This is a genomic window from Alistipes sp. ZOR0009 (assembly GCF_000798815.1).
Taxonomy (GTDB): Bacteria; Bacteroidota; Bacteroidia; order Bacteroidales; family ZOR0009; genus Acetobacteroides.
The window spans coordinates 3,325-20,076 of sequence record NZ_JTLD01000110.1; the positions used below are offsets into that span (position 1 = coordinate 3,325).

Consider the following 16,752-nt stretch of genomic DNA (forward strand, 5'->3'; position numbering starts at 1 on the left):
GGCAGCCTGGTAAATGTTGATCCCGACAAGCTGGTTGGCGTGGGTACGATCCTAGACAACGACGGCGCTCCTACCCTTTCGGTAGGCGACGCAACGGTAGCCGAAGGCGGCAAGCTGCAGTTTGTGGTGAGCCTCAGCGCAGCTAGCGGCAAGGCGGTAACCGTTAAGGCTTCCACCGCCGATGGCTCCGCTACTACGGCTGATAACGACTACACTTCCGTATCCAACCTAGCGGTAACCTTTGCCCCAGGCGAGGTATCCAAGGTGGTGGAGGTACCAACTATGGCCGACACCAAGTTCGAAAGCGACGAAACCATAGCGCTTGAGCTGACAGACGCCACCAACGCTACCATAGCCGATGGCAGTGCTACCGGAACGATAACCAACGATGATGCTACTCCCGCTATCTCTGTTGCTGATGCTACAGCAATCGAGGGTGATAAGCTTCGCTTTAGGATTACTCTTGATAAGGTATCGGATAATGAGGTTTCTGTTAACATTGGACTTCAAGATATCACTACAAGTAGCAGCGACTACAGCGCTTTACCTTCTATTACCGTTACTTTTGCTGCTGGCGATCTTGAAAAATGGGTGGAGGTTTCTACTCTTAAAGATGCTATTGTAGAGGGCAATGAGCAGGTTAAGCTGGTGCTATCGGGTGCTACAAATGCTACTATTGCTGTTCCAGAGGCTATAGGAACTATTACAGATGTGATGGTTAAACCGCTGAACTTCGACTTCGAGGTTTCGGGTACAGAGGATAGTCCGGTCTCTATTCCTAAGAACGGTTTTGCAGATAACTTCGACAAGGACTACAAGACCGAACTCTTAAAGGTTAAGATTGAATCGTTACCCGAAAATGGAAGTTTGGTGCTAAACGGTAGCCCCGTTAAGGTAGGCGACGAAATCAGCTCGGCCGATCTAGATATGCTGACCTTTATCCCAACTCCTAACTGGAATGGAGAGACATCCTTTAAGTGGAAGGGACAAAATAGCGCTGGGTACGCTGATGTTCCTGCGGTTGTTACCATAAAGATTGCTGGGGTAAACGATCTTCCCGAAGCTACCAACGATAGCTTTATGATCGACGAAAAGGCCCTTCTTTCGGGTAATCTAGCGGCTAACGATAAGCTCTCGGGCGATGGTGGCAACACCTTTACGTTGGTTGGTCTTCCTGCTCATGGCGAGGTTATTCTTAATAGCGATGGCTCGTTTACCTATACTCAAAAGGGTGGCTATGCGGCTAATGACAGCTTTACCTATAAGCTATGCGATGCAAATGGCGATTGCTCAACGGCATCAGTCAACATCGTCATTACCCAAATAATTAACAACATAAAGCCACCTGTTGCGGCAAACGACAATGCCACAACTAAGGGTGATACGCCTGTTACAATAAGCGTACTAGCTAACGATTCCGATCCCGATAGCCAGCTGCTTCCCGAAACGCTGACAATTCTCGATCAGCCACAGCACGGAACCGTTGTGGTTAACGGTGATGGAACGGTAACCTACACGGCCAACAAGGGTTATGTTGGCGAGGACACCTTCACCTACAGGATTTGCGATAACGGTAATCCTCAAATGTGCGCAACAGCAACCGTTAACGTTACGGTTAGCGGCTTGGATGTAAAAATCCCCGATGGCTTCTCGCCTAACGGCGATGGCGTTAACGATCGCTTTGTAATTAAGGGGTTGGAAACCTATCCAAACAACGTGCTAAGAATCTTCAACCGCTGGGGTAACATCGTTTACCAGATGAAGGGTTACGACAACTCTTGGGACGGAAAGAATGGTGGCAAGGGGCTACATATCGGTGTAGATCTTCCGGATGGAACCTACTACTACATTCTCGATTTGGGAGATGGCTCGAAACCACAAACTAGCTTCGTTGTAATTAAGCGTTAACCCAACCCTAAGCAATAGAGTAATTATGAAAAAAATAAATAAGCTGGTACTAACGCTAATCGCCCTTGCGGCGATTAGCTTAGCGCCAAAAACAGGCAAGGCTCAGTACGATTTCATGTTTACGCAGTACATGTGGAATGAGGTGGCCATTAACCCAGCCTACACGGGCTCGCGCGATGCTATTTCGCTTGTCGGACTGTACCGCAACCAGTGGGTCGGAATGAAGGGTGCCCCTACAACCAAGAGCATATCGCTCAACGCACCGGTTTACAAGGAGCGCGTTGGCTTGGGCATTAACTACCTGAAGGATGAGATTGGGGTAAACTCTACCGACTACCTTAACCTCTCCTACTCCTATAGCATTCGCTTTAAGAACTCCACCCTTGCATTTGGCCTATCTACCGCACTCGGTCTGATAAAGGAGTACTATTCGCGTGCCGAAACAACCGATCCGGGTGATGTACAGTTTCAGGAGGATTCGCCCAGGGCAAAGATGCCCAACGCAGGCTTTGGCGTTTACTACTATACCGACAGGTACTACGTGGGCTTCTCCATTCCCCGTCTTATAAAGAATCAGATAGACCCAAAGGATAATTTTTCGGTTATCAATAAGGTCGACTATAAGTACATGCACTACTTCCTTACGGCTGGAACCTACTTCAACCTAAACGATGGGCTCAAGTTTCAACCCAGCGCCATGCTTAAGGTGGTAAATGCCGCACCTATCGAGCTCGACCTTACCGGGCAGCTGGTAATACGCGATACCTTTTGGGTAGGGGCCGGCTGGCGTAGCGGCGATGCGATAACCTTCCTCACGTCGGTTTACCTCACGCCGCAGCTGCGCATCGGGTATTCGTACGACCACACCACATCCGAGCTCTCGAAGTACAACCATGGCACCCACGAGATATGCTTCGGCTACGACTTTAGCCTTAAGGCCAAAAAGATTGTATCCCCACGTATTTTTTAGCGATATAGATGATGAAGAAACTTTTAGTTGTAGCCCTGCTTGCATGCTTGCAGATGGGCGTTCAGGCGCAGTCGCTGAGCATGCGAAAGGCGGAAAAGAGCTACAAGGCGAAGGCCTATGCCGATGCCATCCCTAGCTACAAGAAGGCTATTAATGCCGACTCCACCAACAAGCTGGCCGTACATAGGCTGGCCGACTGCTACCGCCTGGTGGAGGATTACAGCAACGCTGCGGCCACCTATGCGGTGCTCGAAAAAAGAGGCCTGCTAGAGAACCGCGAACCCTACTACTACAGCCAAACGCTGATGCAGCTCGGGAATTTCGACAGGGCTAAGGAGGTGGCAAAAATCAACAACCCCTCGGATGGAAAGGATGTTACCTACAGCAACATCCTCGATGCCATAGAGAATCAGAAACCCTACTACTTCGAGGATACTCTGGGCTTTTCCATAGTAAACCTCAAGCAGATAAACACCCCAAGCAGCGAAATCGGGGCGGCGTTCTTCGGATCGTCCATCCTATACTCATCCAACCAGTTCGTAAACGACTACCTCAACAACCGACATGGCTGGACGGGCAACGACTTCTACTCGCTTAGGGAGGCCAAGGGCACGGCAAAGCCTATCGTACACGACGAGCTCAACTCGCGCTACAACAACGGCCCATCGTTCTACAGCGCGGCAGAGCGGAAGCTCTACGTAACCCAAAACCTCACCTCCTACCTAAAGATACGCAAGCAGGAACAAAGCGAATCGATACTAAAGGTGATGGTCTATACCTACGATAGCGCAAGGGCTAAATGGACAAACGAAACCCCGTTTGCATTCAACAACGACAGCTACAACGTGGCCCACGTATCGCTCAACGAGCGGGGCGACATCCTTGCCTTTGCCTCCGATATGCCCAACGGCTTTGGAGGGATGGATATCTACCTTTCGTACAAAAAGGATGGGGTTTGGAGCCAGCCTGTAAATGCCGGGAAGAACATAAACACTAAAGGGAATGAAATCTTCCCCTCGTTTTATGGCAACACCGTCCTCTTCTTCTCCTCCGATGGACAGCGCGTTCATGGTGGGTTAGACATCCTTTACGCCAAGCTAACGCCTAACGGTGCCGCCAATCCCCGCATAATCCCCCTACCCGTAAACAGCAACAACGACGATTTCGGCATACAGTTCTCGGCCGACAAGCAAACCGCGCTGTTTGCCTCCAACCGAGCTGGCGGCGCTGGCGACGATGATATCTACCTGCTCACGCTAAAGCGCCCCTTCTCGACAGACTACATAATAAAGGGCGTGTCGATTAATAAGGAGACGCAAAAGGTACTTCCTAATGCAGCCATCACGCTTTCCGATTCGTTGGGTACCAAGCTGGGCAGCGCTACCTCCGACAGCCTAGGCCGATTCACCTTCATCGTCGAAGATCCCCTAGCCTTTAAGGTCGACGGGTCGAAGCTCAGCTTTATCGATGGAAGCATCGCCTCAACATTCCCCAAGGGGAAGAGCAGCGTAGAGGTTACCGTTCCGCTAACACCTACCTTTAGCGTATCGCTATATGCCTTAATAGTGGATAAGCGCACCGCCAAGCCGCTCGATAAGGTAAAGGTCGAAATGGTGGATGCCAAAACGGGCGCCCCATTCCTTTCGCTCAATACGGACGAAAGCGGTAGCTTCCTAAAGGTCCTCGAAGGCGTTAAAATGAACGATCAGCTATCCTATAAGATTAACCTAGAGCGAAACGGGTACATCCCCAAGCAGCTAACCTTTTCTAAGAGGATAACCCGTCCGGGGCAAATAGACATGATGTCGGAGCTCGATATCACCCTCGAACCATTTGAGGTGGGCAAGGATATCGGTAAGTTGATAAGCATAAACCCCATTTACTTCGACCTTTCAAAATGGGATATCCGCCCCGATGCCTCTGTCGAGCTGGATAAGATCGTAAAGGTAATGCAGGAAAACCCAACGATGGAGATCGAGCTGGGCTCGCATACCGACTGCCGATCATCGGCCCAGTTTAACCAGACCCTCTCCGAAAAGCGTGCGAAATCATCCACCGAATACATCGTATCTAAGGGGATAGATGCAAAACGAATCACCTTTAAGGGGTATGGCGAAAGCCGCCTGATAAACAAGTGCGCCTGCGAAGGGCCAAAGAAATCGAAGTGCCCCGAAAGCGAGCACGCCAAAAATAGGCGCACCGAATTCGTAATCACCAAACTCTAGCCATAGATCTTTTATCCAATAACCAACAGCAGGAATCGCATTGCGCGGCTCCTGCTGTTTTTTATATAGGCATGCGATATGCCACTATACTCGCTCCTTTTATCTTAATCGGTAATACAACTTGAAAGGGAGTAGACTAGCCTACCAGAAGCAAGGCAATGCCCTCCGTTTTATATTCAAATTGTTGTAATTGCAGTTAAAACAAAAAGTCCTACCTTTGCAGCCTATGTCAATAGCATTTAAATCGGATTTGGTTAAGTAAACAATCTGTATTTTACGTACAGGTTGTCCCTTCATTTTCGGAGAGTTCTTCTCTGAAGCATCTTTATATTATCATAACTTTAGGTTTCACTTGCGTTTAAAAACGGAAGCAATGAATAACTTGTATCTATATGGTTGGAACGAGAATCTTTTCCAACAAAAACAAAATTCCAACTACAAAGACCTCATACACGCACGAGTAACCGTTACTCATAAAACTTGCTACGAAGTGGTTGCTGAAGCAGGTTTTTATACCTGCGAGCTAGCGGGCAATATGCTTTACGGAAAGAGCAGCTCCGAATATCCTTGCACTGGCGATTGGGTCATCTTTAATCCTTTAGATGCTCAAAAAGGCATCATCCTAGACCTACTCCCTCGACAAAAGGCGCTTTACCGGCAAAAAAGCGGAGCAATCTCAGAAAGGCAGGCGGTAGCTTCATTTATAGACAAAGCGTTTATCGTGCAAAGCCTAGACAGCAGCTTTAATGTACGCCGAATTGAACGCTTTATGCTTCAAGCCGCAGACGAAGAAATTCAGCCAATCTTAGTCTTAACGAAGGCAGACTTAGGCTTCAATCCAGACGAAACAGGTAGAGCCTTGAAGCATATCTCCGGTAGGTTGCCCATTTTTTATACGAGCATACAAAAGCCCGAAAGCATCGATCGGCTTCGAGCATATATCGCTACGGGCGAAACAATTGTCGTTACAGGAATGTCGGGAGTAGGTAAAAGTACGCTTATAAATGCGCTTTGCAGGCAGGACATTTTGCAGACTGGTGAAATTAGCGACTCAACAGGAAAGGGTAAGCATACCTCCACTCGTAGAGAAATGGTTTTAATGCCCGATTCGGGTGTGCTGATTGACACTCCAGGTGTAAAGCTATTTGGCGTTACAAACGACAATTCCGATAGCCTATCGGAAATCTTAGATATATCAGACTATCAGGATAAATGCCGATTCAACGATTGCCAGCATATTAACGAAAAAGGATGTGCCGTAATCGAAGCCGTCGAAAATGGAGAAATAGACAGAGGCGTTTACGAAAGCTACCTTAAGCTCCGTAGGGAGGCATGGCACTATAACACCTCCGTTCATGAAAAACGTAAGTACGAAAAAACGTTTTCCAAGATGGTGAAGAGCCATAAGAATAGTAACAAAATGTAATTGAGTAGAGCTGATGAAATAGAAAGCGAGCAAGCCAAGAATAGGCGCACCGAACTCGTAATAAACAAACTCTAATAGTAGATCTTTTATCCAATAACGAACAGCAGGAATCGTATTGTGCGGCTCCTGCTGTTTTTACTATATAGCAAAATTCGTGTCTATCCTCAATAAAAAAATAATTGACGCTGCTACATATAACCGTAGATTAAAGGCTTTTGGAGATTTACACCAATTTTATCGTAATTATATTATTAGAGTCCTTAACACTGACTTTAAACCATCTTTCTAAACTCTTAATCTTTTTGAACCAATCCTCAAATGCTATGCAACGATTATCAATCTCCAAGGTAACAATCCCGTTATTCCCGTCTACTTCAATGCTAATTTTTCCCAATAAGCAATCAGGGGTATGCTGGTTGAAGAATTTGATCGGTTCAATAGTATCAACTAGTGCGAGTAGGAAAAGAAACTGATTTTCTGGACTACATGCATGAGGTCCACGAATCAACTCTTTAAGGTCATTTTCTTGATAAGTATTTCTTGATTTTTTGTCTGCAAGCCAAATATTGTGATCCATAATTGTACTTGCGGCTATACTATAATACTTTTTGTGGTTTTTATCATAATGTAGACCTTTGTATTTAAAATCATCAGGGTTGAATACTTCTCCTCTCTCTTTATAATAAGCTTCTGCAAGTTCTTGACACTTTACATAATTTTCATTCAGCCTATGATAAAGTACTAAACCTCCCACAATTCCATGATTAACAGTATTAATACACGATGTACGGCAATATTCATAGTATTTTTTTATCGTTTCAACCGAGTAAAGGGAACTTGATTCTCCCTCTTTGAGAAGGTCATAATACGTAGAATAAATTGGCAGCCAACACCCCAATCTTTGATTAAGTAATTCTAAACAAGTTTCTTCTGGAGGATATTCTTCCTTATTTAATTCAACCACATATCCCATATCGTGGTAAAGACTGGTAAGAAACCATAAGTAAAGAAACCCAGGCCCTTCTTCTAAAAGTTTTGGGAAGAGCTTTTCTTTAATCAGGATTCCTAGAAAAAAAGATGAAACAGAATGAAGTTGGCGGTTTGATCTGTCCATTTTTAAAAGAGTCACATCCTTGTTTGCTGCTCCAAAATAAGACTCAATAAAACGCCTTGCATTTTCATTGTTATCGTGCCCACATCCCATGTGGAAAGGATTAGTTTCAATGGTAAGTTTGTCGTAATATTTCCATCTCTCACTATCCTCAAAAATATCATGGTATTCTGCAAGTAGATTTTTCATTCTCAGATCAGGTATATTTTATCAAGCTACTTATCAATTAGGCTTTGCCAGCCATCTCGCGCACCCATTCTATCAATTCGAGTTCGCTCTTAGCCTCCCCCTTATTTGGCGATCGCTCGGCCAAACGCTTGGCCTCGGCAAAAAGCCTATCGGCCTTAGCCGTGTCATTCTCCACAAGCAGAGCGTAGGCGTACAGCAGCCGCTTCTTCCCCACTTGGTAGCGCTCACTCTTGCCAACATACTTTTTCAACTCCTTGGTGTAAAGCGCCTCGACCTCATCGGAACGACGTGCCCCCATAAGCTCGCAGAAAAGCATTTCACATTGCCACTCCAAGCGGTAAAGCATTGCCAGCTTAGGGGCAAACGGGCGGATAAGATCTAGGCACTCGGTAGCCTGCGCCAGCTCCTTCCTATCCATGTGCCAACCCGCACGCAGCAGCGCGACGAACATGTGCATGTAGCTGCCGTAGCGGGGCTGCTCGGGTAGAACAAACCACTCCTCAGGCATGTCACGCAGCCGCGTACCGCTACTCTGCAGCCCATTAACCTGAAGCATCAACCAAAATACGTGGCGCGCATAGTCGTCCTTCTTAAGGGTGAAGAGATTCTTCCCATCGTTGGGAACTCCCGATACCACCATAGGAATTCCGTTGGTAAGCACAATTAGGATTCCCGATGCAGCGAGCGTGGCAAGAATTATTACAGAAAAGAAAGAGGTAAAGCTAAATACGAACAGCAGCAACAGGCAGCTAGTTGATACAATAAAGTTCATCAGCACCCCACCTAAGTTGTAGAGCACGTAAGGAACGGGTTGAATACCTTCGGGAGGCATCATTAGCGCCTGCCCACCAGTACCGGGAATATGGTAGCGTCGCACCTTCAGCTTACCGTTATCGCGGACTAGCATCACCCGAAGAATCCGAAACGAAACAAATCGGTAGCCCGAAATTGCCCCGAAAACCAGGTGACCAACCTCGTGGACAATGATTTGCACAAAGAAACTAGCAAAAAAAATGAGCAGCGCCCAAAGGGGGTAAAGGTCGTTGTGCGATGAGCCCTTTGTCAGATGGTCAATAAATACCATTAAGAAGACACCCACAAAAGCTCCAAAAAGGAGAGATATGGCCAAGGTTATCCAATGACTATAATTCTTAGGTTTACTCATAGAATCGTAGAATTATTTAGGTTTCTAAGGTAGCACAATTATCGACCAATAGAGCAATCGCACCTGCTTCTACTATCGTTCACCCCTACCCTACGCCATCTAGCCAACTTGCCGATAACTTTCTATTCAATCTTTTTGCGGATTCAATTATGCAATAGGCAGTCGCCGTTCCCAGAAAAACTAAAACACATCACCTCAATCACAATTGTACTTGCAGTATCATTCTTTTCAATGGTATAGACCATAAACTTAAGCCTCTTAAAAAACAAACTCCATTCCTTTATCAGATGATCTCATTGTAGTAAAATCCTCAGATTCAAATTACCGCTCCTTCTTTTTTCTCCTCAAATTCAAAACACAATACAAAATTAACGTTTAATAAACTTTTTTTCAGCCAAACTCTCTTGAATATTTCTTTTTAAAAATTCGCGCAAGCCAAACTTTCATTGTATATTTGTATACAATGAAACATGTATCATTGTATGCAATAACACACATTTTGACGTAATCCGACAATACCCCATGTATATTTCAAAAAGCAACTCAGATAATTTTATCATAGACGGCAACACCTCCTTAGCTGAAATGTTAAACGCATTTCTGGTAGATAATGGAATCGTAGAATCCGCTATTGCAGAAGAAATAGGTATCAATAGGGAGACGCTGTCTAAGTTTTTAAAGGGTGAAACTGATTTAAAACTAAATCAGGCTATTAAAATAATGAAACTCCTAAATTTAACTGAGAGTCAATTTATTTCGCTATACAACAAGAAAATCGGAGACGAAGAACTAAAACAAATAGAAAACTCAGAACGCTTATCTTACATAGCAAGAAATTTTGATATCCCTACTCTGAAAAATTTAGGAATTATTCCTAAGCGTGCAAGAATAGATATATTCGAAAAACAAATCTGCGATTTTTTTGGCTTTAAGTCTATCTACGAATATGACGACACATCATTAATGCCAACCCTTTTTAGTAAGTCAAAGGCCTCAATTGCTCATGATAAAGAGCAAAAAATGAAAACCTTTTGGCTAAAATGCTCTATTTATTCATTTTCTAAAATAAATAATCCAAATGAATATAATAGAGAACTGCTTTTAGAGTTTCTTAAAAGAATTAGAGAATTTACAGTTGACTCAAAACATGGCTATGAAAAAGTAGTTTTAATACTTTACAGATTAGGTATAACTGTATTAACTCAATCATACATTCCTAAAACAGGTGCATTTGGTGTTACAATGATTTTAGATGGAAAGCCTTGTATCGTCATAACAGATATGAAAAAAAAATATCATAAACTATGGCTTACCCTTCTCCATGAACTATATCATGTAATCAATGATTTTGACTTACTTGAAACAATGAAATATCATGTATCCAATCCCGAAAATCCAGATATTCTTTTAAACGAAGAAAGAGCAAATCAGTTTGCTATTGATGTACTTGTACATCCCAACATTCAGAGAGAATTACACAAAATTGTATCCCTCCCATTCAAAATGAATACATTATCAGAAAATCTACATATTGATATCAGTATTTTATATGGTGTCTACTTAGAAACTTTACCTAAAGAAAAGCAACCTTTAGAATTCGCTAAGTACACTCACATGCTTAAAGAAACAAAAGAATCAATCAGATATGTCGAATTCGATGCGATACCGAGACGTTCTTTAGAGGAAGCCATTGAAAATATAAAAAACAACTTGAATCGCATAGCCATTTAACTAAAAGAACTTAATTATGGAAATTTCAAAACAGAAACTTGACGATTTAATTAGTGCTGTTGAAAAAATAGTTGAAGCAAACAGTTCTCAAGAGCACAATTTATTTCCGACTCTTAAGTCGCCTGAAAATATTTCTGAAATTTTAGAAATCCCACTACAAGATCCTCAGAAATCATACAATCTTTATTACAGCAACATACAAAAATTTCTAGGAACTTTCTTACCCAAAGACAATGAAATTAGCAAACCTATTCGTGAATTAGTTTGTATTTTATTGACTGGCAAAGAAAAAAGCAACTTAACTTATGGAACTAGAGGAGCAGATTCAAGGATGGCAAGAACTAATGATATGGAGAATATGATTGACGTTCTTTCTGAGTGGTCTAGTACTCCTAATGAGTTTTTTAGACTTGGAATAATTCTTTTAGAGAAAAATAAAAAATTGGGATATATTTCAGAAGAAAGAACTTTACAGGATTACATCTAACTATATATATCAATAGTTAATTCACTAAAACATCCCCTAAAAATCAGGTTGACCTCTTCTAATTCAAAATCATCTTCTTTTAAAATATCGCGGTAGCAAGCAAATACTTGCTACCTTTTTTATACCCGCTTGCAATTGCCATTGCTCCAAATCAGCCTACTTCTCCCTCCCCATAAAGCATCAAAGCCCGGCTGTTAGCCGGGCTTTGGTATAGGGTAGCACACCCACTGCTAGCGAGGTAGCCTATCGGGTAGCGGATCAAGCACCAACGAAATACGGGTAAGGTTATGGTCGTTTACGGGATAGTAGCCCACCTTAATTTCGTAGCCGTTCATCTTACAGAATACGGTGTAGTAGCCTGCCGGCACATTCTTGCACCTAGAGATGCCCATGGTGGTGGTAATTCGGGTAAAGGTAGGCTGCAGCTGATCTTTACCTATAAGCTCCTTATGCTCCGAGTACTTATCGTAAATAGAGCCATCAGGATCGTAGTAAAACTCCAATATTGCGTTGTTCAGCTCCTTCCCGTCGCAGCCTCTTATCATAGCCGATATCGACATCTCGCCAGGGGTACGCGAAGGCTTTGCCTTAATTGCGCTTACCATCTGTGTCACATCGCGGTGGTGTACATCGTCTACGCTAGATACAAGCACCTGCACCTGTTTCAAAATGCTCTTCTGCTGTACGCTTTGCTCCTTGGCCTTGGTCTTCAGCGTCTCGCATAAGTTTTTGCTGCTGCTCTTATCCTTTGCTAGCTCCTTAAGCTCTGCAACACCATCCTGCAGCTTCTTAAGGCTAGCCATCGTGTAGTAGAATGGCTCTATATGAACCATGTGCTCAACTATCAGCGCCATCATTTTGTCAATACGTTCAAAGCTTTCCTGCTCGCTCTTACGTACAAAATCAGAGAGCTTCACGTTAACGCTGTGCTGTAGCATCACGTCGGTAGTAGTAGAGGCATACGCCACCAGCTTGGAGATTGGCTTTTTCATATCACCAACCAACCTCTTCAGCAAAATCTGTTGCATAGATGGGTAGTCGATGTTCTGCTCGTTAAGCCCAACAATAATCGCGTCAATCCCCTTAACAGTACTTCTAAGCTCCTCCATAATGTCGCTTAGACTTGGAATAGTTTGCAGCTCCTCATTGCTATCGTAAATATCACAAACAACGGCCGATTGTTCGTTCTGAAATAAGATAGGATTCGATAAAATTGTCTTACTGTTCATACTCCTTGTTATTTGTTTCACAGGGACAATTTACGGCGCCACCAACAAAAAGTAAATAGTTAAAATACGTAACTAAACCATTACAAATCTTTATTTTACACATTTTAATTACAGCTTATAGCTTTAATTTTTTCTATACTTTTAATTTGATTTTTTCTACCCATCAAAAATAACATTGTATTACTTCCATCTTTTATGCAAAAATCAAAATCACGGCTGCAAAATGCCAAATCACAGCTGCAAAATGGCTACTCACGCATATACTTATAGAGGTCAAGCCGTATACTTAGGCCACGCATGGGGCAACACCGCCAAAGCAGCGCTGCACTTTGCCCAAACGCACCTGCAGCGGCATTACTCCCACCTGCAATACCCCTAAACACAACCGTAAAGAGCGAAATAGCAGCCGCAAAACGCCTCCACACGTATGCACAGCTACAGATCATGCCTCATACAGCGGCTCCGCACGAGGCAACATTGGCAGCACACGGCAGCACACAGCCCAAGCGCACCTGCAACGGCAGTGCGCCCACCTGTAATCGGACTAAGCAGAATGGAAAAGTCTTAAAATTGAAATGCAAAATGGCGCCACATCCCCTTACAGCTACAAAGCACCATAGCAACAGCGGCTGCTCATATGGCAGCATCGGTAATCCCCGTTCGGCGAGAAGGCTCGCACCGCAGAAACTCCGTTCGGCGAAGGCTCCTGCCTTCGTCGACCCTATCATTGCAGGCTACAGCCTGCAGAATAGATTCTGTAGAGGCGACAGCCTCTACAGAACAAAGCCTCTCCCGAACAAAGCACCCATCAAACGCCACCTTTACTTATTTACATAAAAACAGATCAAACAACCCAAAATGTGAATAACCTATCCACATCTACGCCAAATCAAAAATCCAGCATAGAGCATCTTGCATGGGGCTCCACAAAAACGCTCGCCAGGCAACGCAAGCTTGCCGATTAAGCACATTTAGGGGCTATACGTTACATTGTGTAAATAAAAAGCGAAAAATCGCCATAAATTGTTATACTTATTTGTTTTTTTTAACTTTGATTTGTAAGAAGAACTTAATACTACAATCATGAATAGCGCAATTTTTAAATTTGAAAAGCCGAAGAACGAGACCGTTCTGTCGTATGCTCCCAACTCACCCGAGCGGAAAGAGCTAACGGCTGAATTGGAAAGAATGGCTGCTCAACAGATTGAAATTCCACTAATTATTGGCGGAAAAGAGGTAAGAACAGGCAACATCGGAAAGGTGGTTATGCCACACGACCACAACCACGTTTTGGCCACCTACCACATGGCTGGCGAAAAGGAGGTTAAGATGGCCATCGAAGCTGCTGTCGAAGCTCGCGCTAAATGGGAAAAGCTACCTTGGGTAGAGAGGGCATCTATCGCTCTTCGTATAGCCGAGCTTATCTCGAAAAAGTACAGAGCCGTAATGAATGCCGCCACCATGCTTGGTCAAAGCAAGAATGCCTACCAAGCCGAGATCGACTCTGCCTGCGAAACTATCGACTTCCTTCGCTTTAACGCATACTACATGTCGCAAATTTATAGCGACCAACCAATGTCGATTACCGACACCATCAACCGTGTAGAGTATCGTCCGCTTGAGGGTTTTGTGTTTGCAGTTACCCCATTCAACTTCACCGCCATTGCATCTAACTTGTGCATGTCGCCCGCCATTATGGGTAACGCGGTGGTTTGGAAACCTGCCACTACCTCAATCCTATCTAACTACTACCTGATGAAGATTTACAAGGAGGCTGGCCTTCCTGATGGCGTAATCAACTTCATCCCTGGTAAGGGTTCGGTTATTGGTAAGGAGATCTTCTCGCATAAGGAGTTTGCTGGCGTACACTTCACTGGTTCTACCTGGACCTTCAACGCCTTCTGGACCGAGATGGCTAAAAACCTACCAACCTACCGTTCGTATCCTAAGGTGGTAGGCGAAACTGGCGGAAAGGACTTTGTGATGGTTCACCCTTCAGCCGATCCTCAGCAGGTAGCCGTAGCGCTTGTTCGTGGTGCATTCGAGTACCAAGGACAGAAATGTTCGGCCGCTTCTCGTGCCTACCTTCCTAAGTCGATGTGGGCAACCGTAAAGGAGAGCGTTGGTAAAATGCTTGCCGATATAAAGGTGGGCGACGTTCGCTCGTTTACCAACTTCGTAAATGCCGTTATCGACGAGGCTGCATTTACCTCTATTACCCAGTACATCGAGAAGGCTCGCAACACAAAGGATGCTGAGATTGTGTTTGGTGGTACCTACGATAAGAGCAAGGGCTACTTTATAAACCCAACGGTTATCCAAGCGCACGATCCTCATTTCGTAACCATGGAGGAGGAGATCTTTGGACCAGTGCTTACCATCTACGTTTACGAGGACGAGAAGTTTGAGGAGACCCTCGATTTGGTTGACTCTACCTCTCCATACGCCCTTACCGGCTCTATCTTCTCGAACGATAGGTATGCTACAGAGGTAGCCTTCGAGCGCCTAAAGTATGCCGCTGGTAACTTCTACATTAACGACAAGCCAACTGGTGCAGTTGTCGGTCAGCAACCTTTTGGTGGTGCCCGTGCTTCTGGTACAAACGACAAGGCAGGTAGCTACCTTAACCTTATCCGCTGGACCAACCCACGCTCTATTAAGGAAAACCTTAATCCACCAGCCGACTACAAGTATCCATTCTTATCAGAATAAGAAAGGTGTGATATCTTAAAGGGATATCACCCATTACGATATGCACATAATAATAAGCTACCCCTACTTACTGCAAGCTGGGGTAGTTTTTTTATTTATAATGGTAGTGCTGTGATTCTTTTTGGAAGGAGCTTCCTACTTTTTCCGTCCTCTTCCCTGCTCAAATACCTTCCATCGCCAGGGTAGCTTGTAGCTCCGCTCGCCAAATAGGATATTTACCCCAAGCTGCACGTTTACCGATCGGGTTCGGCTTGGAATAGGAAGGCTGCTATAGAACGATTGATCGGTATTATTCTTTATAAAATGGGATAGTATGTTATCTGCGGCCAAGTAAAACTGCACGGGCGAGCTCCCCACAACAACACCCACCCCCACGTTATTCAATGTTTTATTGTAGTACGATAGGCTTAGCAATCCGCTAAAGTTGGGTACGGGCGTGGCCTTTGCCGAGATAACAATGGCCGGATCAATCACCTTATCGTAAATTGCTCCCTTTAAAAGAAAGCCGCCCTTTAGCCATCCGTTAAACTGATACTCGCAACCGGCATACAGCTTGGTAAACAGCCCAGAGGAAAAGGTTGCCTCCCCCTGCTCTACCTTAAACTTATTTCGAAGGGTATCGACAACATCCTTTACCGCACGATCAAAATCTATATTCCCATTCTTATCGGGTGTCAGGTTGGCGCCATTAAAGGCGTAACTCCCATCGGTGTATATCTTAGAGCAGTCCGACTTCCACGAGATGAACCCCAAATCAACCAAGCTACCAAATACCCTAAAGTTTCGAAGCGGCTTTGCCTCGATACCAAGGTCGACAGCCATCCCTAGGTTGGTTAGGTACGGAAAGCGCATAATGTTTCCCGATAGCGATACCCCGGTCACAAACCCCTTCTCGTCGGTCTCAAACTCCAAGCTCTTCGACGAGGCGTAAACGCTCGCATGCGCCTCAACGGTACTCGTCTTAAAATCGGACGAGGTCTTAACGCTCGAGCTAAACTGCGCCGTTTTAACCGCGCTCACTCCGCTAAGCAGCTTAAATCGCCCCCCAACTCTCAGGTTATCGTTAATCGGATATGACACGGCAAAGCCCGTTTCGTAGTAGAGGTAAACGTTCGCATCTACATCGTTTAGGATTATATCCTTTGCCGTCATGGTGGCCAAATCAACGTTCCCATTTTTAAAGGTCTCCAACGATTTGGGGTAAAACACGTTGCCAAACGACTTAAGGCTCATATTAAACGACCAGTACACCTTCTTTCTCATAAAGCCAAACGAGAGGATATCCACGTTGGCATCCATCCGAACGTTGTTGTTGGCCTTCAGGTTATCTAAAATGCGGTTGCTATCAAAGATTAGGGAGTCTCCCTTAATCCCCTTTTTGGTCGAGGCCACATCCAGAAGCGAAAAGGTGGAGCTGTTGGCACTAAACGAGGTGGCCGACATTATCGGAATCCCTACATAGCGCGTATAATCTGGAATGAAAGCTGGATTTAGGTAGCTGCTTTGAGGTACAGCATCCAGAAACATCAACGTTTTATCCTGAGCCTTCACCAGTACGACAATACTCAACAGTATGATAGTTACAAAAATCTTCATTCT

11 protein-coding genes are annotated in these 16,752 nt (G+C 44.6%); 7 read left to right on the forward strand and 4 right to left on the reverse strand.

The annotated features are described in order from the left end of the window. From L990_RS16650 to rsgA, 4 genes are all read left to right on the forward strand, one after another. On the forward strand, window positions 1–1,908 hold a 1,908-nt coding region (locus L990_RS16650; RefSeq protein ID WP_197057322.1), incomplete at its 5' end, for an Ig-like domain-containing protein. Between the two features lie 25 nt (window positions 1,909–1,933). Beyond that, on the forward strand, window positions 1,934–2,878 hold the full coding sequence (locus tag L990_RS16655; RefSeq protein ID WP_047451784.1) for a type IX secretion system membrane protein PorP/SprF: 945 nt from the start codon (window positions 1,934–1,936) through the stop codon (window positions 2,876–2,878). Window positions 2,879–2,886: 8 nt separating this feature from the next. Then, the gene (locus L990_RS16660; protein WP_047451786.1) at window positions 2,887–5,103 is read left to right on the forward strand and encodes an OmpA family protein; all 2,217 of its coding nucleotides are present in this window, start codon (window positions 2,887–2,889) and stop codon (window positions 5,101–5,103) included. A gap of 373 nt (window positions 5,104–5,476) precedes the next feature. Next, window positions 5,477–6,529 carry a ribosome small subunit-dependent GTPase A gene (gene rsgA / locus L990_RS16665; protein ID WP_047451788.1) on the forward strand — a complete coding sequence of 351 codons (1,053 nt, stop codon included), beginning with the start codon at window positions 5,477–5,479 and terminating at the stop codon, window positions 6,527–6,529. A 223-nt stretch (window positions 6,530–6,752) separates the two neighbouring features. Here the strand turns inward: rsgA and L990_RS16670 are convergent, their stop codons facing one another. Then, window positions 6,753–7,829 (reverse strand): hypothetical protein, encoded by a 1,077-nt coding sequence (locus tag L990_RS16670; protein ID WP_047451790.1) that lies wholly within the window; start codon window positions 7,827–7,829, stop codon window positions 6,753–6,755. Between the two features lie 37 nt (window positions 7,830–7,866). After that, window positions 7,867–8,994: a site-2 protease family protein gene (locus L990_RS16675; RefSeq protein WP_156121657.1), complete on the reverse strand. Its 1,128-nt coding sequence runs from the start codon at window positions 8,992–8,994 to the stop codon at window positions 7,867–7,869. Between the two features lie 522 nt (window positions 8,995–9,516). Between L990_RS16675 and L990_RS16680 the strand changes: the two genes are divergently transcribed. Together L990_RS16680 and L990_RS16685 are read left to right on the forward strand one after the other, a co-directional pair. Beyond that, on the forward strand, window positions 9,517–10,725 hold the full coding sequence (locus L990_RS16680; protein ID WP_047451794.1) for a helix-turn-helix domain-containing protein: 1,209 nt from the start codon (window positions 9,517–9,519) through the stop codon (window positions 10,723–10,725). Between the two features lie 16 nt (window positions 10,726–10,741). Beyond that, entirely contained in the window at window positions 10,742–11,212 is a 471-nt protein-coding gene (locus L990_RS16685; RefSeq protein WP_047451796.1) for a hypothetical protein, read from the forward strand. Between the two features lie 230 nt (window positions 11,213–11,442). Here the strand turns inward: L990_RS16685 and L990_RS16690 are convergent, their stop codons facing one another. Then, window positions 11,443–12,441 (reverse strand): hypothetical protein, encoded by a 999-nt coding sequence (locus tag L990_RS16690; protein ID WP_047451797.1) that lies wholly within the window; start codon window positions 12,439–12,441, stop codon window positions 11,443–11,445. A 1,083-nt stretch (window positions 12,442–13,524) separates the two neighbouring features. Between L990_RS16690 and pruA the strand changes: the two genes are divergently transcribed. After that, window positions 13,525–15,153 carry an L-glutamate gamma-semialdehyde dehydrogenase gene (pruA, locus tag L990_RS16700; protein ID WP_047451801.1) on the forward strand — a complete coding sequence of 543 codons (1,629 nt, stop codon included), beginning with the start codon at window positions 13,525–13,527 and terminating at the stop codon, window positions 15,151–15,153. A 135-nt stretch (window positions 15,154–15,288) separates the two neighbouring features. Here pruA and L990_RS16705 read toward each other — a convergent pair whose 3' ends face one another. Then, window positions 15,289–16,749, reverse strand: coding sequence for a DUF5723 family protein (locus L990_RS16705; protein WP_047451803.1), 1,461 nt, complete (start codon window positions 16,747–16,749; stop codon window positions 15,289–15,291). Window positions 16,750–16,752: the final 3 nt, after the last annotated feature.